At 58.4% G+C, this 22,839-nt stretch carries 13 protein-coding genes and 1 pseudogene; 7 read left to right on the top strand and 7 right to left on the bottom strand.

Annotation, left to right across the window (positions count from 1 at the left end; all coding sequences use genetic code 11):
- Positions 1-363: 363 nt before the first annotated feature.
- From GPL20_RS12145 to rplU, 4 genes and pseudogenes are all read left to right on the top strand, one after another.
- Positions 364-555: a hypothetical protein gene (locus GPL20_RS12145; RefSeq protein WP_167532990.1), complete on the top strand. Its 192-nt coding sequence runs from the start codon at positions 364-366 to the stop codon at positions 553-555.
- A 730-nt stretch (positions 556-1,285) separates the two neighbouring features.
- On the top strand, positions 1,286-2,512 hold the full coding sequence (locus GPL20_RS12150) for a hypothetical protein (RefSeq protein WP_157329699.1): 1,227 nt from the start codon (positions 1,286-1,288) through the stop codon (positions 2,510-2,512).
- A gap of 22 nt (positions 2,513-2,534) precedes the next feature.
- The gene (locus GPL20_RS12155) at positions 2,535-3,734 is read left to right on the top strand and encodes a hypothetical protein (protein ID WP_100233413.1); all 1,200 of its coding nucleotides are present in this window, start codon (positions 2,535-2,537) and stop codon (positions 3,732-3,734) included.
- A gap of 160 nt (positions 3,735-3,894) precedes the next feature.
- A pseudogene (gene rplU / locus GPL20_RS12160) lies at positions 3,895-4,239 on the top strand (50S ribosomal protein L21); the annotation flags it as partial.
- Between the two features lie 889 nt (positions 4,240-5,128).
- Here rplU and GPL20_RS12165 read toward each other — a convergent pair.
- Positions 5,129-5,953 carry a gasdermin gene (locus GPL20_RS12165; protein WP_157329700.1) on the bottom strand — a complete coding sequence of 275 codons (825 nt, stop codon included), beginning with the start codon at positions 5,951-5,953 and terminating at the stop codon, positions 5,129-5,131.
- A gap of 494 nt (positions 5,954-6,447) precedes the next feature.
- On the opposite strand from GPL20_RS12165, the gene GPL20_RS39510 reads away from it, so the two are divergent.
- Positions 6,448-6,633: a hypothetical protein gene (locus GPL20_RS39510; protein ID WP_246250397.1), complete on the top strand. Its 186-nt coding sequence runs from the start codon at positions 6,448-6,450 to the stop codon at positions 6,631-6,633.
- 393 nt (positions 6,634-7,026) lie between these two features.
- Here the strand turns inward: GPL20_RS39510 and GPL20_RS12175 are convergent, their stop codons facing one another.
- Complete coding sequence (locus GPL20_RS12175) at positions 7,027-7,413, bottom strand: hypothetical protein (RefSeq protein ID WP_100236347.1); 387 nt, start codon at positions 7,411-7,413, stop codon at positions 7,027-7,029.
- 1,725 nt (positions 7,414-9,138) lie between these two features.
- Between GPL20_RS12175 and GPL20_RS12180 the strand changes: the two genes are divergently transcribed.
- Together GPL20_RS12180 and GPL20_RS12185 are read left to right on the top strand one after the other, a co-directional pair.
- Positions 9,139-9,939 (top strand): hypothetical protein, encoded by an 801-nt coding sequence (locus GPL20_RS12180; RefSeq protein WP_245452515.1) that lies wholly within the window; start codon positions 9,139-9,141, stop codon positions 9,937-9,939.
- Positions 9,940-9,975: 36 nt separating this feature from the next.
- Entirely contained in the window at positions 9,976-10,230 is a 255-nt protein-coding gene (locus GPL20_RS12185) for a hypothetical protein (protein WP_146006711.1), read from the top strand.
- A 79-nt stretch (positions 10,231-10,309) separates the two neighbouring features.
- Here GPL20_RS12185 and GPL20_RS12190 read toward each other — a convergent pair whose 3' ends face one another.
- The 5 genes from GPL20_RS12190 to GPL20_RS12210 form a co-directional block, all read right to left on the bottom strand.
- Positions 10,310-11,653 carry an IS5 family transposase gene (locus GPL20_RS12190; RefSeq protein WP_157329734.1) on the bottom strand — a complete coding sequence of 448 codons (1,344 nt, stop codon included), beginning with the start codon at positions 11,651-11,653 and terminating at the stop codon, positions 10,310-10,312.
- A gap of 512 nt (positions 11,654-12,165) precedes the next feature.
- Positions 12,166-13,533 (bottom strand): hypothetical protein, encoded by a 1,368-nt coding sequence (locus GPL20_RS12195; RefSeq protein WP_157329701.1) that lies wholly within the window; start codon positions 13,531-13,533, stop codon positions 12,166-12,168.
- Positions 13,530-19,481 (bottom strand): AAA domain-containing protein, encoded by a 5,952-nt coding sequence (locus GPL20_RS12200; RefSeq protein WP_254124929.1) that lies wholly within the window; start codon positions 19,479-19,481, stop codon positions 13,530-13,532. Before GPL20_RS12200 ends, GPL20_RS12195 begins: the two co-directional genes overlap by 4 nt.
- Positions 19,482-19,812: 331 nt before the next feature.
- A complete protein-coding gene (locus tag GPL20_RS12205; protein WP_157329702.1) occupies positions 19,813-20,463 on the bottom strand; it encodes a 4Fe-4S single cluster domain-containing protein in 651 nt (216 codons plus the stop codon).
- A complete protein-coding gene (locus GPL20_RS12210) occupies positions 20,460-22,289 on the bottom strand; it encodes an AAA family ATPase (protein WP_254124931.1) in 1,830 nt (609 codons plus the stop codon). The genes GPL20_RS12205 and GPL20_RS12210 overlap by 4 nt, the downstream gene beginning before the upstream one ends.
- Positions 22,290-22,839: the final 550 nt, after the last annotated feature.

Consider the following 22,839-nt stretch of genomic DNA (forward strand, 5'->3'; position numbering starts at 1 on the left):
TCCTGCAGGGATCTCCAAGGCCAAAGCTCCGCATCGGCTCCCTTGAAGTTCGGAGCGATGCGCGCATACAAGGCTTCAGCGGCGAACACGAACGCGGACCGTGTCGCGGCTGCTTGCGTCTATCATGGTTTCGCTACGATTTTCACGCTCGACAGTCACGCTTGGACTTCATCGGCTATGTCATGTATGCAAGGTGCCAAGTCTGCGATCGTGCTGAGGACGGACGGTGCTCCCATCTGAACTCGACGAGCGGCGCGACCGCGCGACTCAGCCGTTCCCGGCAATGGCTTGTGCATGGTCGACCGCGTAGGCGATCGCGAGCTTCAGCGCCTAGGCGAGCCGGTGTGTCACCCGATCACAATCATGAAGCAGGCTATCATCCGTTGGGTCGAGCATTTTGTCGAACGCGGCGCCCTCAATCTCGTGAAGGGCTTTCATGAAAGCATAACGGCGGAAGACGTTGACGCTTGCGCGGCGGGCAAGCTCGTCGATCGCTATTACCATCGCGATGGCCTTGACCTTCTTGGCCGGCGTCAAGTCGCCGGCACATATTGAAGGTCCATGAGGATGATCTCGGCCTGCGTCTCGTTGCGCTGCCGAACGAGTCCGTCACGAATGGCGTCCGTCGTCCGAAAAAAGGTCGGGGCGACGGCACTTGGGACGGATCCTGCCAGACCACGTCCGTTCCGACTGCCAAATCACCAGATCCGGATGTACCGCAACAGCTCGACCGGCGCCTCCTGCGCACTAATGCCCTTATTTATCAAGGCTGATGGCCGCGGCAGGGTATTGAGCTCGTCACCGAGCCCTTTTTAGCGCAGTCCATGCGCAGCCAAAGAGGACTTGATCGTCAGATTCCTGGTTCGAATGCAGCGAATGCAGGTCAAGATCGAAGTTACGCGCCAGTTGGTCCGAGTTGCTGCGACGATGACGAGATACGCAGCTCCGGATCTGGGGCGCAACAACACTGTGCTGAATGTCTAGATTCGCCTTGACTCGCCTTGCACTTAAAGGTTGAATCGCCTTATTAGATCGCTATTTTTATAAGTCCTTTGGGGGACACGTGAATTCAATGGCTGCGATGCAGTCCGGTCGTGCCACCGGGCGGAGGCGCTTGCGCTCGCCGCATGAGTTGCGGGGGTGGTCACGCGCCCGCGGTTCGCGTTGCCAGCCGATCGCGGTCGCTCGCCGTCGGAGACGGTTTTCCCCAGTTTCGCGCTACCATATCTTGTATTTGTGTTCCGACTTGCCCACACATGGTGAGGCAATTGTCGGCAGATTCGCTTTGAACAGCGCTCTCGTCAGTCTCGATATTGGATCGCAACGAGCTGAGATCAGGGCTCCGCACACGCCGTCCGCGCGTGTTTGGATAATTGCGCTTCAGGGCGACGGCAAGGCTCGCAGCATCGACGATTTGCTAATGAGGGATGCCCGATGGGTTTCTGACAGAACAGGCGAAAGCCTTGTTCCTCCAGAAGACGACATCCTCTTCTATGAGCCTCACGAAAAGCGATTCGCTTATGCGACGACACGCGCTCGTGGACAAACGCGCTGGTCGGTGGACCGTGCGGCGCGCATGATTTTCGCTGGCGAAGCCGTAAGTGCGGCTCGCGAAATGCTCTTCCTCAGTTTCCGGGGTGGTGCGCCGGCTTCCCGCACCGATCTTGGGGCTCCGCCGATCACGCGCGTCGTTGATCAAGTCGCGCATCCACGCGACCGAGCAGAGACTGCTTCTCTTTGCTCCAAAGGCCTTTCAGTTTTCAAGCAACTCGATGGCAGCGTTGAAGGCATCTTTTACCGCGCTATCGCCGATACCTTGTTGGGGGAGGACGGCGATCCTTTTGAGATTCTTTCCTACCTCAGTCGCTCCCAGATCGCTTTCGGCCGCTCCTGGCTGAGCGCTCCGTGCAAATCAGCGCACCAGGCGCGTCGACTTGTCGAATTGTTAGCTGCTCGGCAGTCACAGCAGGAACTGCCGCTCAATCCCGACCCGGCTAAGGCCAAGAAGATCCAAGATCGCCGCTCTCCCACCCGCTTAGGTTTTTCGTCCGAGCATGCGGTGGGATTGGCCGTCACGACCCACGCGGAGGTCGCTCGCGACGGTTATCGTCAGCTTGATCGACGCGTCGTTCTGGGCCGAATCCCGTTCGAGCCAAAGCGCTTCATCAAGTTGCTCAGAGGCGTCCAGCATGAGCAACTTCGACCTTCGGTGGCTGTGCCGGACAAGAAGGTGGTTGCAGGTCAGGTTGTTGAGGTCGAGGCGGTCCTGGATGGCGAACTGCCGACCGCCCTTGGCATCGCTGGTAAGGTCGCTCGTGCCGACGGCTGGACCACGTTGCAGCTGTCGGCCTCCAATGCAGGCGTCGAAACTCCCGTTGTCGGTGGATATGTCGGAGAGCCGGTCGTCTTTCGCGTAGTGCCGACCAAGCCTGGGCGAGTTGTTCTCAAACTCTCTTGTCTGCCTGAGCGGGGTACGCTCTTGGAGACTGAATTGTCATTTCCTGTGTATTAAAAAATCAGAAGCGGCGTCGACGATGAATGGCTTGGGCTCTACCCCGACGGAAGAAGTGCAGATTACGAACGCGCAATTTCTCAACACCTGCAAATTTGTGCTGAGCATCGCCCGTCATGCATCCGTTCCCTTTACTTCCGACTCGTCCCCAAAAACACTGGAACGGATTGCCGGCAAGGTACGTCAGCTGCCGAAACAATGCCGCCGTTCCAGCGTCGAGTACAGTTCTGAGTCCCTCGCAAATCGCGACAAATATATGGCCCAGGTTCTCAAGAACGGAGCGGCGCTGTTTGATCAGGTAATTACCGACGCTGGGGACCGCAAAGAGTTCGTACGGATGCTGTCAGCGCATGTAGGAGCGACCATCCGTGTCAGCGGCGAAGGCGCTTGCATACCGTGGGAAGCTCTGTGTTTGTCGGGGGATCCCGACAACGCGACGTACGAGGATTTTCTCGGTTGGAATCACGTCATACTGCGCGAGGTGCCCCGGAAATACCGGCCGTTCAAGCTTGATGCCGAGGTTCGCAGGGCCGGTTTCGTTGAAGACGATGGCCTGGCAAGTGTTCATCGGCGCGATACCCAGCTCGCAATTGACGGACTCGGCGATTCCATTACGAAAATTCCGCTGGACCCGCTAAAAAAACCCACAGACAAGAGGTTGTTCCACGGGTTCTTTTACGACAAGGAAGCGCCCAAAGAGCTTGTTCAGTTCGATTGCCACATCGAAGGTGGGGATGAAGTTCATACCTCGCATATGCGGGTAACCGAAAAGTTTCAGCTTCCGTTCCCGGCGTTCCACGAAGCCGTGCTCATGTCAGAGCCCGTCGTTCTGCTCAATGCTTGCGGCGCCGGCACCACCAATTGGGCCAGCACGGACGGCTATGCGGCTAAGCTCTGGGCCAATGGTGCGGCACTGGTGATCGCGGCGGAGGCTGCGCTTGGCGATGGGTTCATGACGGACTTCGCTCATCTCTTTTATCTGATGGCAAGCGACGGTGCGTATGCCGCCGAAGCTCTCCTGAAGGCTCGACGAATTACGCTGGCAGAGCATCGAAACCCGTCCGCACTGTTCTATGGGCTATACGGCGAAGCTCAATTCCAGCTGAGGGCGCCTCCGCTTTCGGCAACGAAGAGGGCCGAACTTGATTTGAAAAAGCGTGTCTTGGGGGGCATCTGGCCTCCCAAGCCGAAGCAAGTATTGGATGAAGAGCGAGTAACGTAATCCACCGAGAAAGGATTGCACGTGTCCAACCTTCAGACCAACGAGACCGCGCTTGGCTCGCAACTTCTTGTGAGGCGCTCACGCGAAAGTCATCCACCAAGGATCGCGCTACAGTCCGGCACGGACCCAAGATTCAAGACCGGGATAGAGGAATAGATCGATGTTTGCAGTCATCAAAACTGGCGGTCACCAATATCGTGTCGTCCCGGATGACGTGCTCGAGGTCAGCAAGCTCCCCGGCGATGTTGGCACGATCGTGCAACTGCCCGAAGTGCTGGTGCTCGGTGGAGACATTCCGACGCTAGGTACGCCGACAGTGGCCGGGGCCTCAGTTGCTGCCGAAGTGCTGGACCACAAACGGGGCCCGAAAGTCATCGCTTTCACGAAGCGCCGTCGAAAGAACTCGCGCCGCAAGCGCGGCTACCGTGACGAAATCACCGTACTTCGCATCACCGAGATTTTGCCCAACAACGCCAAGCCCTCAATCCGGCCGCGGCCAAGGAAAGCTACAAACGATCTTCAGGGATCGAAATTTCGCAAGGAATTTCAAGGGGATGAGCTCAAGCGCGAAAGCGCGGGTTCAGCTCCTGGCGACAATTCCCACGGCCCGGCCGGCGCGCGTCATACCCCCGCAGGGTCCTCCAAAAGCCAAGAATTGCCCCTAGCTAAGCAAGAACAAAGCCGTCAGGATGCCGTTAGACAGCAGCGGGAGCCTATTTCCCCGGCCGAGGATGCGTCGAAAGGAAAAAAAGAGGTTTGGTCGCTAACATCCGACCAAGCAGTCGCGTTCTCTACTCGCCTCGGTGCCCAGAACGGAACAGACCGGATTGCTGCTATGCAAGAGCTTCAGAAACAGGATTTGACTCCTGCAGAGGCCAAACACTTCGCCGCGAAACTAATCAGCTTGCTCGTATCTGATGATTCGAGCGAGGCTGTCAAGGCTGCAATCACCCTGTGTCAGCTCGTTTACCCAGACCGATACAAGGACGTGGTTGAGCCCCATGACCTACTCGCCCGCGTGCGAGAAGACTTGCCAAAAGCCTTGCATGATCGACGCGTCGATTATGTCACGCATCTCGACGCCGAACGGCTTCGTGATGGCTGGATTCGCGTGCACGCGCGGCTAAGTAATGAATTGCCGTTTATGTTGGATGGCCAGCGGACACGGCTAATTACGCCCCGGTGGATGAAGAAGGCGAAGGCGGAAGACTTCACGATCATCGTAAGCGGGCCATCGGTCGATTCTGAAAGCGTACGGTTTCAAAAGGCGAGCCCTCAGAAGGGGGACCTTGGCGCTGTAACGGTGGAGTGCAAGATGGACGAAGGAGTCGCGGCTGCCCTAACCGTCGACTTCTTCGTCGACAATCATCGTCTCACACGGGAAACGCTGTCCCTCAAGTCAGTGGCGCGTCCGTAACATTGATGAACGCTGGCCCGTCCTCAGCATCGCCGATAAACGCGGCCTCTGAGGGGGGCAAGCGGTCTTGTTCCTCATCACCTTCGCCCCTGGCGGCCACATAGCGGTCGACACCCTTGAGCCCCCAACGTCCACCCTTGAGCTCCAATTCAAACAGCTCGATTGCGAAGACGATGGGCTTTTGTCCCGAGTACGTGACGCCAGCTTTTCCGGTGCGTTTGGCCGACAAGTTTGCCTCGATAGTTCCTGCAGCGGCCGCATCTGCTGCAGCTGTCATCTCCGCGCCGGTCTTGTCGTACGCAATCACCTCGATCGCCTTTGCAACGGCAACGCCGGTTATCACGTAGAGACGGTCGCCCTCGCTGTAGACTCCCTGCTTCTGATGCAAGGCGGCCTCTGCAATGAAGTCGGAGAGTTTCGAGGGGTTGCAATCGAGCCATTCCGCCATGCCGATCCGGACCGTTACCATCGCAGCAGAATCGTAGGCGCTCTGTAAGCGGCCTGATGTTCCACCGAACATCGTGGCAACGTGGTCAAGCAGTTTGATCCCCAGCTTGGCGTCAAATTTGTTCGAAAACCTTTCCTCTATGTCAGACAGCGTGTCTCGCTCCCGCACGTGGTCGTGGAGTTGATCTCTAAAAACCGCCGATAGTGGCGCCCGCACGGTCTGGCCGCCTTCCTTTTCAATGATCAACTCGCCCGGCAAGATGCCTTCGCGTGGCCACTGCAAGACGTGCAAATGGTGCTTCGTGAGCATCAGATTTAAAAGCGGATCTGTATTGGATCTTTTGCAATTGAACATGGTCTCTCTCTTCTTCTCAATGGTTCATAGGACGCGGACGGCCTAAACGCCTATCAGCAATGATTGACTGATCTCAGACACGACTCTTGAATCGTGCCCGTTAACGCCCCAGACAAAAGCATGACTCGAAAGGCTCGAAACTGCGGCCGAAACCAAAATCAACACGCCGCATAGAGTCTCCCATTCAGATGGCGCGGAATAATCGCGCAACTATTGGGTGAACGCAAGGAGAAGGCGTCTCTCGACCTTACCGGGCTGGTCTTCTTCCACGCCAAGCCTATTCGGCGCGGAGAAAGTCCATATAATTTTCTTGCTACGGGAGTTCTAGGTCCGTCATCAGACGGTAGCGTGTGCGCCGCGAGACCACGAAATTAGGTGGCTTCCCAATCCTCGTATTGTGAGAAATTTGAGGTTGAAAGCCGGTGGAGGCCGCCTTGCCGAATGAGGCGTGTTGTTGAAAGTGATAGGCGCAGTGCCGAAGTCGAACGGCTGAGGTGAAGGACACGGGCCGGCGGCGGCGCTGGTCCGAGGATGAGAAGCTCAAGATCGTCTTGGAGAGCTTGCAGGCGCCGCGCCAGGTTGCGGCGACGGCACGGCGATATGCCGTTTTCGCGCTCATTGCTGCTGCGATGGCGACGGTCGATTCGGCCGGAGCCGAAGGATGCCGAACATCAACCTAGCTTCGTACCGGCGATGGTGGCCCCCGACCCAGGGCCGACGCTTGTCCAGTCGCGCCGGCAAGCAGCGGCGGGTCGATCGAGATCTAGCCCAAGCGATGCCCCCCTGCAGAAGTCCATCGAGCCGCGCCTGCCGCGCCGCTCGCAAGGCGTTAGTGGTCGACGATCTCAGGACAGATCAGTTTCGGGCAGGGCAACCGAAACTAATATCGCAGTCATGTTTTAGGAGCGGGCGATTACCGTGGTTGAAAAGCCGCCGCTCCTCATTGCCTCGACACTTGCTCGGGCGAGCCCCTCATCGTCGGGCTTCAGAAGGGCACCTTCCATAGGAAATAGAGTAGCGCAGCCATGGCTCCCCAGAAAAGTATGCCGCGGAAGATGAAAGCGAGCGTCATGTTAACCGCCGTCTCGCCCAAGACGCTGCGCCCTGGCGATTCCATCGATCGCGTCTGCCACCATTTCTAAGAAAACCCCATACCACGCATCATCATCGGGAAGCTCCCACTCTCGTAGGCTGCCGACGTAACGGGTCAGAGCAATAACGCCCGCGATTGTAGTTGGCGCTGAACGGATGAGCACATTCGCATGCTCCGCGAGAGCATCGTTCCTTTGACTGCTGATTTCGTCGGCGGCATCAAACCCGGCTCCCCCATCGAGCTTCGCCGATACGGACAAGGCCGCGTCGTAGTGCGCCGACAGCTCGCGATGACGCTCGATCACGACGAAGATTAGATCCCGATCGGCTGCAGCAGTCGAATGGGTAGAAAATTCCTGCGACGACAATGTTGGCCCCGAGCAACTAGCATAGCTACGTTACCATCGCAGCCATGATGATAATCAGCGTAGTAGGTCCTTCATCTGCGGTATTTCTGCTCGATCGGATTGGGCGTTCAAACGAGGTGCACCTGCTCCATTTGGAGGCCGAGAAGTTGCCCGCACGATGGCGCGCGCCTTACTTGCGCCGGAAAACGGCTCTGCCCCCGCTGTTACCGGCGTAAAGCTGCATATTTGCGCGATATCAAAGGTTGTTATCCCGCATCGGCCGCGCTTGGATACGCTTCCACATTCGAAAGGGGCGGACGAAATATGAAGTTGATTGCAATAGCGGCCGGTCTGTTGCTGCTCGGCGTGATAGGACAAGCAAACGCACGCGGAGGACATGGAGGACGCGTCAGCTATGGCGGTGGACATCACACTACCAGTCATGGCGGCAGCTATTTGGGTGGATCCGGCTCATCACACCGTGGCGGGACTTATGTCAATTCGAGAACTGGCAACCGTTACGGCACTCATCGATAACGAGCGACGAGGCAGGACTGAAGGCGCGGCCGTTCGATAGGGCTTTTTACGCGTGGGCAACAATGGGAGCCGACGTTTCGGCTATGAAGCCGTGAGGCTCCCAGGAGGGGCTTTCTAACAGCGCTGTTTTGCTATGTGGCGTAATCGACCTCCTCTTCAATCTGGGCACTCTCTGCGGCCTGACTGGCTAGGTTGGGGATCGGCACTTCGGTTTAGGTCACCGTCATCCTTATCTGGATAGACGGCACGGTGCTGCTTCGGTTTGGGAGCGCTGCTCTCGCACAATGACTTTGCGCAGGCGATATTCGGATAACGCGCTAGAACTCTCTAGGGTGAGGGCCCGGACGAAATGCAGGCCGGAGTGTTCAAACGGGTGAGAGGCTCAGCCGCAGTTCTTCACGTTGATCCAGTGGTTTTGTCCTGCGTTACAGGATGGGACTTAACGCATGAGCGTTTCGTCGAGCGAAATGGCAGACTGCCGTCAAGCAATTCAAAGCTTATGGTTTCCTATGGCGTAGCGAAGATCTTGCGAAGTGTGGCGCGCTGCTTAAAGCATCAAACCTCGACCGCTGACGACGCTAGTCCCTTGAAATTCGTACGAAGAGCGATTCGAGGATCCTTTCACCCTCGGTCTCTTTTCTGACCAGGCGATTATGGGGGGGCTCGCGGTGGCGTTTGTGTATCGGCCGTGAAGTGGCCGATCGGCGAGAGATTTCCAATCAGGTCAGATGTTCGCTCGATAGCGCCGGTGAAATCCGTCAATAATCGCGTTCGGCTGAAGAATTTGAGCGCTAACGCAGCGCCCCCCGTGCGCTCTATCACTACGAGAGCTTCATCTACGATCCCGTCGACGACCATCTTAGATGGTTGACTACGATGTGCCGGCGGCGCCGCCCAGCATCCGTGATGGCGTTTCTGGTGCCAAGGCGCCTTGCGCCCCAACGAATCCGCGACAGATGATCCGATCCGAACTGCGTCGATATTTCAGCGCGCGCTTTGCCCGCAACGTGCAATGCTGTGGCGGAGGCGCAACAACCGGTTCAAAAAACCATAACTCAACTTTTGCTAGTTGCGCGCTTAGGCGGAAAGGCATTCGATAACAACTAGCTTTTGTCAGGTTGACCGGAGTGGCTCGCTCGGCCCCTTTAGAAACCTGCACACTGTGAATTTTAAGCCCGGGGATTTGGTATGTTGAGGCCGGGAGTCAATTTGATCGCACTTATCGGTGGTTGTGTGCTTGCCGGATGCGGGTTACGCGTTCCAGAGATCCGGGATTTTCCTAACGGTGGGTCATACGCCTCCAATAATGCTTTGGTGCAGGCCATCGTTCGAAGCGTTCATTGCGAACTTGAGGATGCCGTCACCCGGGTTCTCAACGCAAGAGCCGGTTCGTCTGATGCTCTTTTCTTGCGCAAGTGGGGCGCTCAGGTCGCCCTCACTATTCAGCTTGAAGAGAAGTCGACGGCTAATCCGACAGCTGCTTGGTTCCCTCCCTCACCAACTTCGTCGATCTTCAGTTTGAGCGGCGCATTTAATGGATCAGCAGATGCGACCCGTGTGGATAAAGTAAACTTCTATTACAAAGTGAGCGAACTCTATCTGGGACCAAACGGAAGATGTGAGCGTGACACCACGGCTCCAACCGACTCATTACTAATTCAGAGCGACCTGAAATTGGCAGAATGGCTCGACGCGATGGTCAACGGTGTCGCGACAGGGCAAATCGCGAGCGTCGCTAAGCAAAATGTTCTTTCCCATCAAGTAACTTTCGAAATTGATACTAGCGGAAGCATTACTCCTGCATGGAAGCTCGTGAGAGCGACTTTCAACCAAAGCGGCAACTTGCTGTCGGCTTTGCGCAATCGCAAGCATGACCTGGTGGTGACGTTCGCGCCGCTGGATAAAACGCAGAGCGGAAATTTCCTAATCCCAATCGGCGAAAGTACACATATTGCTTCTCAGCTGACCAGCGGCATTACGACTGGCTTCAAGAGCGCCCTGGGCCAATAGACTCTATAGATGTAGACCTTCACTCGGAGGATTATAATGGGCAAGAAAACGAAAAAGCGCGCGGTCAAAGCAAGAAAAGCCAGCGCGGAAGTTGTATTGGACTCTCTGTCGGATGATCCGGCAACGAATGCTCTGGCTGACCGAGTTGCGCGTTGTAATAAGCCGCCGCTCAAGTGGCTAAGGCAAGCTGATGGGTCGTGGCTGGAATGCTCGCTTCGATCAGACTGCACCTACGGCAACTGCCACGAGGTAAGCGCCAATGAGGTGCCAGCAGAGATCCGCAACGGTTGAGGCTCACCGTGTGATCGGACTGCCGGAGGCGCTGTCAAGCTCAAAACCGAACGAGTCGTTTGTGAAGAACTGATGCGGCTCAAAACATTGCTTGAGCCGAGGACGCCGGGACGATCTCGATGAAGGCTCGGATGATGACACGCAAAAGCTCTGCGAGCCATCGCAGGAGCAGGCCGAAGTTGTAGCCGGCGCTGGCGAGGACGGCGTTGATGCGGTCGCCGACGCGGCCTTTGAGATAGTTGCGCTCCATGCGGTGCTCGGCCTTGACGTGGCCGATGACGGGCTCGACAGCCGCACGACGCTTCATCTCGCGTCGGATTGAAGCCGTGACGCGGCGGACCTGGCCCGAGATCCAGACCCTGAACCGATGCGGGTAGTTGTGACCACGATACCCCTTGTCGACGTGGATGCGACGAGCCTCCACGCCGGTGAGCTTCTCCAGGTCGGCGATCACAGGGCCGAGCGTATGCCCATCAAAGGGATTGCCATGTAGGGCCTTGGCATGCAGCACGAACTGGCCGCCCTTCGGAGACGTCACGGGGGTGGCGATACTGACTTTGCAGCCAAATTCGTAGGGCGCGCGGGCTTTCCCCTTGCCGATGCACTCGACCTCCGGCGCATGTAACGCATAGACCTTGGGACCGCGCTGATGCTGATCCTGGCTGCGCACCTGTTGCGCTAAACCGAGCAGCGGGCCGAAGCGAGCCTCCAGCACCGTATCGCCATCAATCTTGCGGCGGATGTCGCGGATGATCCGGCCAAGCCGCGTCCGCAGGAACTTGAGCTGGCGCCGGGCGCGTTTGAACTGGTGGGCGTGGCTATAGCGGCCAACCATGATGGCGGCGCGCTTGGCCAGGCGCAGGTAGCTCTGGCGCAGCGGCACACGGTTGCGCTTGGCGAGCCCGACGAGCTTGACGATTGCCCGATGCATCAGACGCGCATCGGTCGGATGGGCAACGGCCTTGGGCTGCACCGTGGTATCGACCACCACCCGCTCCAGGTCCTTGGGGCCGATCGCGCCAGTCTTGTGTGCCACCGACAGACTTTCCTGGATCAGCGCGACGAGCTGTTCCTCGCCGAGCCGCTGGCGCCAACGGGTCATCGACGATCGATCGAACGGCAGACGGTGGCAAAAGCTCAATTCGCCGCAGAAGTATTGGTAGTAGGGATTCTCGATCCAGCGGGCGCACAGCACCTCATCCGACAGGTTGTGCATGTGCTTCAAAATGAACAGGCCGGCGACAAGCCGCGTCGGCAAGCCGGGCTGCCCCGACCCTGTTTGGCATACCGAACTAAAGCGCTCATCCAGAAACGTCCAGTCGATCAGCGCCGCCAACCGTACCAGCGGGTGGCCCATGTCGATGATTTGATCAAGGGCCGGAAGCAACAGGTCTTTCTGGCGATCATCCCGCGGTTTGCTCATCGCACCCCCAATGTCGACGACCACGTCAGGGAATCACGAATCGCCAAAAAGCAAAATCCCAAAACGCAAGAAAGCGAGGTCCGACACCTCGCTTTCCTGCAAAATCGAATATTATATCAAGACCAATTCTGCTTATTTCTCAGACCGATCGGTATTCTTCACGGACGACGAACGAGCTCATGGTCCGGAAATATTCGCGCGCTGAAGGCCCAGTTTGGCAAGTCATTGATCGTGGCTTTAGCGAAGCGATCCTGCCATTTTATTCCGGACGGATGCTGGTCCTTCGGTCCTGAAATCAACTCTTCGTCGCAGCGTACTCGATCTCACTATGCCCCGATATCGATAGGACGTAATCGAAACCATCGCTCAGAAATTTGTGCGCGGGGCAAATAGACAGTCTGAGTTGCTGCAACAGCTCTCGACTGACGAAAGAAATACTTTTGGCTGTGTGATCTTCACGGACATCGGCGAGGTAATCTCTGTTAGATTCGTAGTTGGGTTCTTGCGAATTGCTAATTGGGCGGGTTGATTGATCGTGCTCGATATGAACTTTCAACAATTTCCGCTCCGTGGCTTACATCCGGAGCTGATACGATCTTGAGCGGAAATTGGCCGGCCGGCCTTGCGAATTCCATTGCAAAGTGCCCACCTGCTTTAGCGACCAACGCTCTCAGGCGGTCGAACTCACCGCACCAGATCGTTTCCATGTCACGATCACGGTTCGAGTCGCGGGCTTCGGCCATGCTGCCGATACCGACGACCCGCACCTGGAGGAGATCAGATCTCGATGCGCCCAAGAGCTCTACTCCATAGCCAGGATTGGCCGCGTTACGCAGGACAATCTGGCCGTTCTGGACCCAGGCCGTCGCCATTCCCTCGGACACCTCGTATCCCAGGCTGGCAAGACCTTCGAGCACCGCGCGCCTGCGCTCCGCCGCGGCCATCGCCTTGAATTCTTCCTCGATGAGAAGGTCGGTGCGTTTGACGAGGTCTTGCCCATTGCTGGGCGATGGGGAGGCGAGGGCTTCCTCGATTTCGGTCAGCAGCGAGGTAGCCTCCGCTGACTTCATCACGGAAAGCTCGGCGCGTCGCGCCCGAAGTTCGTCCGCTAGTCGGGCGTTGGCGCGGCCATCCTTCACGGCCGCGGCCAAGTCCAACAGAAGGCTATCTGCGATAAGCGATCTTCGAGCCGGAGGCTCTGCTTCCAAGTGCGCGACACGGTCCGAGAATGTGGAGGGATCGATGCCAAGCCCACGCAACTCGCCGAGAAGAGCATCGACGCGTCCCAAGGCGGGATCCTCCACCTCCTGAGCTTGCCCGGCAATCCAGTCCCGCAGGGTGTCAGGGCGCTCGCCCGCGCCCAAGCGAGTAGCAAGCTCGCGTTGGCGGTCTGTCGCGCTATCCTGTGCCGCCTGAAAAGGAAGCAGCAGCAGCGCTTTTGCCATGGCCGTTTCCAAGCGCTCGGTAGATCCGGTCGAGCCACTGAGCTCGCTTCGAATGTCGGCGGGAATTTCGACTTTCAGAGCTTGCAGTCTCTGCAGCAGCGCCTCGGCTGCCGCTTTCGAGCGCCTGAATTCGCGGTTCGAACGGGCCGCCATTTCGGCAGCTCTTTCAACCCGGCGCTCGGAATCCCCCTGAAGGAAGGCGATCTCGGCGGCAACCTGTTTCTGGAGTTCGATGAAACGATCGGCCTCGAGCAGGCGACGAAGGTCATCTCGCCGGACTATGACTTTGTCGACGTCCTTCTGCTCAATGGTCCCGTTGCGTTTGCCGGCGGAGGTCCAGCTTTCGATCGCGGCGTCAAGCCGCGCCAGGTTGCGATGGCAGATGGCGATGATCTCGGCTCGGGTAACGATCCTGAAGGCTTTGGGTCCGCTCATTGCAATCCTCCCCCACGGAGCGCGTGCTCGACAGCGTTCTTGAGCCGAAGGCGTTCGGCTTCTCCAGCATGAGTCCAAGCATACGAGGAAACTCTATGGACATAAGGAACGGCTCTTCCCAACACATTAGGACGCCAGATCTCGCGAGCACGAGCTCTTTGAAGCAAATGATGTCGCGGCGCATCGCATTCCACGCCTATGGCGTAGAGGCCGGTCCGGGGATCGGTCACGGCAAAATCAAGGCTGAATGCGCCGCCATCGCGGGCCCGACTGGGCTTATAGCCATTCGCTTCCAGAAAGGCTTCGACAGACCTGGTGAAGCCGTCGTCCTCATGACGTCCAGCTTCGTGGTGGGGGCGTGGTTCGGTTACCATCCGGTCCAGGAGCGTCTTTCCGGAGTCTGCAAGACCATCGGATACCGTCCTGGCATATTCGAGGTAGCCTTGCAGATAGTCGCGCGGCACCCTGGGACCACTTCGCCTCGTCAACAGGTCCGATATCTCTGATATCGGCATGGATGTGACGATGACCACCTTTTCTCTCGCACGTGTTACCGCGACATTCAGGCGGCGCTCGCCGCCGGCGTGGCCTAGCGCGCCGAAGCTCTTGCGGAAAACGCTGTGTTCGTTGCGGCCGAATGTCGTAGAAAAAACGATGATGTCACGTTCATCGCCTTGCACGTTCTCCACGTTCTTGACGAAAAAGCCCATGTCCTCGCCATGCTCGATACGTTCGCGCTCGCGCATCAATGCCTCTCGGAACGCTGCATCGTTTTCGGCGCGATCTTCCAAAGCATCTTCTATGGCGTCGGCCTGCTTGCGGTTGAATGTGACGACACCGACCGACGGCGGCGATGAATCCTCCCAAAGCTCCGATAAGTATTGTACGACATCGCTGGCTTCCTTTTGGTTCGTCTGGGCCTTGTAAGTGCCGTCCGAGCGCACGACTTCGATCGGCTTGAGCCTGCGGATTGTCTCTACGGGATGGCGAACGGGGACGCTAAGGCTGTTGGCGTAGAACGATGCGTTCGAGAATGATATCAGCTCTCGATATTTCGAACGATAGTGCACTTGCAGAGTACGGGTCCGAAGTACGGAGCGGGCGAGTTGGAGGAGGTCGGGACAATCCTTGATCTCTCTGCGATTCCACGTCTCCGCGAAGGCTTCGCGTTCCTCCTCGCTGGCTCCTTCTTCAGGTTCTTCACCGTCGAATATTGCCGCTTCGTCGTTCTCGACCTTGCTGGCGAAGAACGAGGTCGGCGGCATCTGCTTTTCGTCGCCGCTGACGACGACGAGCCTGCTGCGGAACAGGGAGGGCAGCGCATACTCAACGGGCATCTGCGAAGCCTCGTCGAAGATGACGGTATCGAAGAGTCCGGCGCGAGGTTGCAGCACGCGGCTCGCGACATCTGGCGTCATGAGCCAGACCGGACGGAGCGCGAAAAGGCCGAGCGGAGCACCGCGATCGATGAATTCGCGCAATCTTAGCGCTCTTGGGCCACGCAGCCTGGTGATCGCGTCCCACTCGCTGGTCGGACGAACTTTTGCTGCATCGATACCTTGGACGAGAAGATCCCGGTTGTACTGCCGGATTTGCGCGTCGGATTCCGCGAGCGATTTTACCTTCGCACCTAACTGGTCGGCGTCGAACAAGACGTCAGGATTTGCACCCTCCATATCGGCCTTCCACGCCAAACGGGCCTCCCGGCCTATAGTGGCGCGAATGCAGCTGTCGAGGTCTTCGAAAGCCAAATCCAAAAGCTCGGACTCCCTCGACCTGAGTGTTGCGAAGATGGCGCGCTCCTTGTCGTCCAGGCGCGAAGAGCGAAGTCGATATTCCTGGTAGCTGCTCAGCATCGGCAGAGCTTGCACGATCTGGTCGATGGCGCCCGCATTAGAGCGACCATTCTCAATCGCCGAGCGTCTCGATCCGAGCCACAGTTCGTCGAAATAGGTCCTGAGCCGGTCCAATGCGGCGCGGCTTTCCTCTCGCGTGTCATGCCTTCTGAGCGCGAGTTCAGCCCCCTCAAAGAACGTGCCGAGCTCTTCGCTCGTTCCGGCCGAGAGCGCTCTCTCGAGCTCAAGCCGGTCCGGGCACCGGTCGATCAGCAAATTGTGCACTGCCAGACCATTCAGGAATGAGCCGAGGCGCTCGGCGAAATCGGCAAGCTTACCGGGCGACAAATCCAGATTGGGCGCACGGCCGAACAGGACCGTGAAATATTGCTCGAGTTCGTGCCTTGGCTGGCGTATGGCCAATTCGAGCTCGACCGCATAATACAACGAGCTGATGGCGTCGTTATCTTGCGGGAGCTCCAATGACGCAAGGAGCTGGCGTACACGGCGCGTTCGCAGCCAATGGAGCGGGTTGAGCCATTGGAGGGCGCTTGCCGGCAAGCGAACTTGGCCCGCGAGTTCCCCGGCAGAGCAGAGCTCTTCCTCATTGAAGGCGATAAGCTTGGAGCAAAAGTTCGGTTTGTAGGATGGGCCGTCGAGCGATGAGAAAATTTCTTTCATCGCTGATAGGCCCTCGAGAATGCGCGCAGCTTCCGATGTCCCATCCTCAACGTTCCGAAACAGCGGCCGCAATCGAGCGAGATTTGCGCAGACCGAATTGCTGATCGAGCGGAGCTCAGCCGCTTCGGCGAGCCAAGACCGAAATTCCGCCGCATCCGATATTTTTAGACAATCCGCCGTTTCATCGTCGGTCTGCTCCCGCCGCGCGTCGGCTTGCAAAAATGCCTGCAGGTGCAAGGCCAGCGCGGCCGCGGTTCCTCGATCGGGATTGAACGGCTTGAGGGCGGACAGAGGATTGTCTTCAAATTTCGACGGAAGCCAGAATTTCGCGAGCGGGCCGCAATTCTCCTCGATCCTCGCCACGTCCGCGGGATGTAGATCTGCCAGCAACGGGCGGATTTCAGGAGCGTCAATGGGTTTCGGGCTGCCTTCTTCGATCTCGAGCAGTTCGCCGAGCAGCGCTCGATAGGACAATCCAGTTCGATCATCCTGCGAATGAAGTGCAACCTGACGACGATCCAGCTCCGTCTCGAGCGTCTCGATGCGAGCCGCGAGGCGATCGCGCTCTCGCTTCCAGGCTGGAGACCCTCCGAGAGACAGGTTGTGCAAAGCCTGGACCTGCGAACGGATTGCGCCGACGATCGGCTCACGGTCGCGATGGGCATCGATGATCATGACGAAGCGATCCGTCAGGCGTTCCTTATCCAGGCGCTTGCGGACCACCTCGAGAGCGGCTTGTTTCTGGCAGATCACGAGGAGCGATTTTCCCGTGCCGATGGCGTCCGCCACCATGTTGACGATGGTCTGGCTCTTGCCGGTTCCGGGAGGGCCTTCTATCACTAGTCCCGGAGCCTGACGTGCTTCGAGGACGGCCGCTTCCTGCGAGGGATCACTATCTGCAGTAAAATACCGGTCGGCCTCTTTTACCGGAGGGGATGCCGAAGCCGCCGCCTGCTGTTCGTTCAGCCGCAGGGCGGCCTCGAGTGCCGTGGCCGTCGGCGGCAAGCCCCGGAGGGTCTCGAGATCCTTCATCACCGCCTGGCCCATGAAGGCCAGATGGAACAGCACGGCTGCTGGCACCAACTGCCGCTCTTGCGCGCCGACTTCGACATCCTTTCCGGGAAGCGCAATCAATTCGTTGCCGATAGGCTTGGCCAATCGGCTGAAGGCGTCCATCACTGCCTGGACGGACAAGCTTGCATGGGTCAGGAGCTCATTGGCCGCTTCCTGCCAACGTCTCGCCTCGGGAATGCCGACCATTCCTTCGAGGGCGGGATTGACGAGAACATGCTCGATCTCGGTATCGGGATTTCTCTCGCGCCCATAACCTAAAGAGACATGACCGCGGTTTCCGACCTCTGGATTGACGCGCACCGGCCAAAGCAGGACGGGCGCAATCCGGGGTCTCGCGTTCGGCCGATGATCGCGCATGATCAGGAACGGAAATCCCATGAACAGGCCATCGATGCCGGTATCGCGCCTGTAGAGCAATGCATGGGAGTGCAAGGAGCGCAACCTTCGCTCAAGCCCGTCGTCATCGGCGAAAGCCGCCGGATCGACGTTCACGGTCCGGTTCGTACGACCAAGCAGTTGGTCGAGAATCTCAGCTGCCGGCACTCTGGATGTATCGAGCTCGCTGAGGTCGATCCTGGCCGATTTGCCAATCAGCATGCGCGTCAGCGGTCCGCGCAACACGCCACCTGAAATCCGCTTGGCGAAGAAGTCCAAGATCGTCGACACATAGCCTTGCTTCGGAAGCGCTCTCCACGTCTCGGCGGGCACACAAAGCAGGGCGAGCGCGCGCCCTAAGGGCATCCGTCTGTCCAGGCGAAACTGGTCCGCCCACTCGTCGACCTCCTTGATGCCGCATCTGGCGAAGTTTTGAATGCGCTCGTCGATCGCCTGGTAGATCTCGCGACGTGGGCGGCCGAGGAGCGTTGCCGCCTCCTCTGTTGAAAAGTTGCCGAGCCCGGCCGTCGACGCTTCCTTTTCTGCTTCTTCGATGACCTCGGCGACCGAGCGGAACTGGTTCGAGGTCGCGCTGAGCAGGATGACGAGGTCTTCTTCCGCCGAAATGCGGCGCTCAGAGAGCGCTGCTACGCCGGCATGGTCGGTATCGGGGAAAAATTTTCGCCGTTCTTCCCAGAGTGCGGCCAGGCGCGCCATAGAGGTCGACAGCAGGTGAACGCGCAGAGCATCCTCATCGACCGCGATTTCGAGTTGATCCAGTCGTTTACGAACCGTGTCCGAGCGGACCTTCAGGCGCCAGAGCCAATCGTCCGGATCAATCTTCCGCAGCAGGTCGGGTGCAGGACCTGTGATCAGACTGTAACCGTCGCTCGGGTGGTCGAGCAGCCAACCGGGTGTGACAATATTGCCTCTGACGATCAGAGGCATCGACGGATTGAGGGTTTTAAGGGAGATGGAAAGCTTCAAATCCTCCTGAAGGTCCTCAGTCCGGAGAATTTGCCGAAGACCTGCCGCAACAGCCGCTTCGAAGCCGGCCTCCGAAGTCCAGCTTGCAACGGCGCCTCTGAGGACAAGCGCCTTGGCTTGGTCCCAGTTCGCAGCTTCCGCCGCTGCCAATGCGAACATGTTTGCAGATCGATATTCTTTGCCGCCCAGCGAAATCGAGCTTCCGCCCTCTGTGTCGGCCGCGGTATCGGGCGCTGGCGCTGATACGCTTTGTCCGCGCAGCCACGCCTGAACTTCCTTCCACTGCCAACGCTGACGCCTGTCACGCGCCAACAGGCCACGCAGCAACGTGTTGATCCGCTCATCCAGACTTTCGGGGAGGTGTACGCCGTTGGTGAGAATGTGGATCAGAAAGGCCTGCTCGTTGATGCCTGCGAAGCAGGCGCCTTGGGTGATCTTCTCCAACAAGATCATCCCCATGCTCCACCAGTCGGAAGCCGGCGCGACGCCGCCGGCGATCGCCTCGGGCGCCATATAGCGAGTGGTTTCAAGCGGAGACACGATATCGAGGTCGAATTCGGAGAGCCGTGCCGAGCCGAAGCCCCCGACGACGAGGTCAAGTGGCTCTTTTGACCGCACGAAGACCACGGACGGCCGCAGATCCCTATGTCGCAATCCGGCTTCGGTGAGAGCGTGAACGGCCTTGGCGAGCTCGCCGACCAATGTTGCAAGAGACGCCGGATCACCTGGATCGACGGCAAAATCCGCCAGAGTGCCCCCCTTGAATTCCTCCGCGACCTCGTAGGCGCGGTCTTGCCAGCGACCGGTTGCGAAGAATTCCGGGACGTGATCTCGAGGAAGCTTTAAAAGCAAATCGTAGATCGCTTGGTCCGGTTCCGAGCCTATGGCGTAAAGCGTGAGTATTCCTCGCTGTCCGTCTGAGGCGCGCGTGGCGACGAAGCGCTCGCGAACTGCGCTGGACGAGGCGATTCGATCCTGCAGATGCCAACCGTCCACGATCGTTTCGTGGCCGGGGGCCGGCGCGGGCTGTGGTGTCGGAGTGGGCTCGGTCGGTGAGGGCGCCTCGCCCCCTTCGATGATCGGCTCGCCGCATAGGCTGCAGATCAGGTCGCCAGGAGAGCCTTGATGACCGTGTCGGCAGGTCGGGGTACTGGGAAGAGGAATTACAGCTGGATTTGGCCTTGGTCTCGCCGATCCAGCCGGCGTTATATCGATCGCCGACAGGTCCCAGCCGCAGGTTTGGCCGTTCAACGTGCCTTCACAAAAGATCTCGCTGACAGGGCGTTCGGTATTGCAGTTCGGACAAAGTCTGATCATCAGCAAAATTCTAAATAGAGGAGAAACGTGTATCTTCCGAAATTCTCAGCGTCGATCCGCCGCTTTCGAGCATATTTCGCAGGCGGCGGAAGTCGCCGCGAGCCGGAATGCCCGCAAGCCAGACGTCGCCATTATCGTCGAACATGACGTCGAAGGTGCGGTCTTTATCGTCGATCGGCCGGTCGAAACTCGCGAACCGAGCACGGCCCAGGGCCGTGATGAGGTGCAGCTCCTGATTGTCGCTGCCACGAAGCGCGAGGGTTTGCTTTTCATCGATATCGAACGGTCCGGAAACGACCGCGTCGATCAGAGATGGCGATGTGGCTAGCGCTTCAGAGATCGCAGTCAACGGGTAGCCGGTAAAGACCAGGATGTCCGCCTTCGTTCGAGTTCTAAGCCGCGCCAAAAGATCGAACAAAGCCTCGCGCTGATCGAAGGGCTCGCCACCCGAAATCGTGATCCCGTCGGCGGTCGAAAGCCACGGCGAGACTGCCTCGACGACTTCCTCTACGGTCGTCGTTCCTCGTCCGTGCGCCCAGGTGTCCATGGAGATGCATCCTGGACAGCGGATCGAACAGCCTTGAAGCCAGATCCCGATCCTTCGTCCCGGCCCCAACGTTGTGACCGGAAAATGGATGCGCGACAGATTGACCATCTTCATGGGAACTGCTCGCTCACGAGATCGATCGTGGTCGATGGCCCAGGGCGAATCTCTTCAATCCTGTATCTGTGCCCGGCTTCCGCTCCGCGATCGAAGAGACTGCGCGACAGTGGGTTGATAAGGTGAAATTCAACCTGATTGCGGATGCCGCGGCCGCCGTTTGAAAGATCAGAAAGGCACAGGCCGCGAAGGACCTCCCGGGCAGCTCCGGTCAACGTCACGTCATAACCCCGCGAGCTGACGTCCTTGAGCAGATTGTCGACCATCTGATCGAAAATCTCGTTTGCGACCTCGGTCCGGATGAAGTCGAAAACGATGACGTTCTCTCCGATCCGGTTCAATATCTCGGGCCGGTTGAGGACCTGTTTGAAGTGCTTTTCGATCTCGCTTCGGACCTTTCTCCGCACGGCTTCGAAGGTCTCTTCGGGTGTGACGTTGGCAATTCTCTCACCAGATGGCCCGGGTACGTAGATGCCCAAGTTCGAGGTGAAAACAATGAACGCTTCGGAGAAATAGACGCGATCCCCTCGTCCCGAGGTGAGGACGCCGTCGTCAAGGACCTGCAGGAATTTGTCGAGAATCCTCGGATGCGCCTTCTCGATCTCATCGAACAGGACGACGCTGAACGGCTTTTCACGGATCGCATTCGTGAGCTCGCCTCCGACGTCATACCCGATATAGCCGGGCGGTGCCCCGATCAGCCGCTGGTCCGAATGCTCGGCACTGAACTCCGACATGTCGAAGCGGATATACGCAGATTCATCGCCGAAGAGCAGACTGGTGATGGTCTTGGCGAGTTCCGTCTTGCCAACACCGGTCGGCCCGGCAAGAAACACGACACCTCTTGGCCGGCCGCCGCGCGGCGATTGTCCGATCCCCGTCACCGCGCGCTTGACGATATCGAGCATATGCGTGACTGCGTGGGACTGTCCCTTGACGCGGCGTCTGACGAATTCTTCACCCGAGATGATCTTGTCTCGACTGATCTTGCGCCAGGGATCCTCAGTCACGCCCACCTTGAAACGCCGCACGGCATCCCCGATCCGATCGACCTGCACACCTTCACTGCGGGCGAGTTGCGCGACCGCGCTGACGTCGAGCAACAGAAGGCCTTCAGTCTCGTCCACGAATCCTTGAGTACACTTTTCTAGCTCAGATTGGTCCGCGTTCTGTGCGCCGGGCAGACTTCGGACAAGGGAGCGGATCATGCTCCTTCTCGAAAGATGATCCGGTCGCCCGATGGGCACGTGTCTGATCTTCGGGTTTCCGATCAGGAACCAATCGGGCAGGTCACCCTCCTTGTCGACAATCCAAACGACCGTATTGAAGAAGGGCAGCCGCTTATCGCCCGCCGGACGCGGCCGCGCCGCATGAGACAGGATCAGCGCCCGGGCGAAAAGCTGGTGCTCGGCAGGTGATAAAGCCTCGTTTCGAGCGATCAGTCTTGAGGCAAAGTCGACGATAAGGGCGGAGGGCTGGCCTTCAGCCATGACGTGCCGTTCGAGCGTCGTCGATAACAGATCGATTCCGCCCGCTGCTGTGCCAGCGGTCGGCACTAGACCCAGTTGAGTGAGGTAGCTTCCGTCGGCCGGCTCAATGTCCCGAAATCCGTTCAGAAGATCGAACCATGCGATCCGCCCATAACCAGCTGCCTTTAAAATGTCCGGCAGAACCCTCGATAACGGCGCTGCGGTCACCTCACCCGGACCGACCTCGTGGATCTGAAGGTCCCGCGTATTGCCGGAGAGCACGAATTGGCTGCGCAGAGGCAAAAAGCGCATCAAATCGCGGAGCCATCTGGCTCTTTCCACCGAACTGTCCTGCACCGAGAAGCCCCCTTGTACGCGTATGAGGCGACTATAAGCTATCCTACTCGCCGATTTCGAGGGTATTTCCCAAGAATCCATAGGAAATGGGATAAGGCGAAAGGAACGAGAGGGACGGTTCGATCGAGGTCGAATGGGACATCCGGCGCATCAGGCGGACGTGACGAGCGCGCCGCGCGTTCAGAAGCAGGTCGCCTTCGTGGAAGCTCCACTCCCAACCAGGGAACTTCGGTCGCGGATTTGGTGGTCGCGGATTGGGTCCATCGGTCGCCCGCCGAGCCGCATCGAACAGCTGTTGGGCTTCCACTTTTCGCGATCGGCAGGCCCTTTCGATAACTAAGTGCTTCTTGGTCCGATTTTTTCCTTCCTCATCGATTGCGGGATTTGTGCTCGGTCCCAGGTCCTGCCGAAACGCGCGGTCGTGGCCCCTGCTGGCAGTTCCCAATCGACCGCGAATGAGAATTGTATTGCCGAATTCTGGGAGCTCAGCGCGGTCACAAATCAGTCGAGACCAAGGACGTGTGCATCGGCACCCTGGAGACGCCGGCGG

Origin of the sequence: Bradyrhizobium cajani, from assembly GCF_009759665.1 — a bacterium.
GTDB lineage: Bacteria > Pseudomonadota > Alphaproteobacteria > Rhizobiales > Xanthobacteraceae > Bradyrhizobium > Bradyrhizobium cajani.

Excerpts from the sequence above, each read along its gene's own strand:
- GPL20_RS12185 (WP_146006711.1), top strand. The coding sequence starts at position 9,976 with ATGGGCAAGAAAACGAAAAAGCGCGCGGTCAAAGCAAGAAAAGCCAGC.
- GPL20_RS12165 (WP_157329700.1), bottom strand. The coding sequence starts at position 5,953 with ATGTTCAATTGCAAAAGATCCAATACAGATCCGCTTTTAAATCTGATG.
- GPL20_RS12190 (WP_157329734.1), bottom strand. The coding sequence starts at position 11,653 with ATGAGCAAACCGCGGGATGATCGCCAGAAAGACCTGTTGCTTCCGGCC.
- GPL20_RS12195 (WP_157329701.1), bottom strand. The coding sequence starts at position 13,533 with ATGAGCGGACCCAAAGCCTTCAGGATCGTTACCCGAGCCGAGATCATC.
- GPL20_RS12205 (WP_157329702.1), bottom strand. The coding sequence starts at position 20,463 with ATGAAGATGGTCAATCTGTCGCGCATCCATTTTCCGGTCACAACGTTG.
- GPL20_RS12155 (WP_100233413.1), top strand. The coding sequence starts at position 2,535 with ATGAATGGCTTGGGCTCTACCCCGACGGAAGAAGTGCAGATTACGAAC.
- GPL20_RS12145 (WP_167532990.1), top strand. The coding sequence starts at position 364 with ATGAAGCAGGCTATCATCCGTTGGGTCGAGCATTTTGTCGAACGCGGC.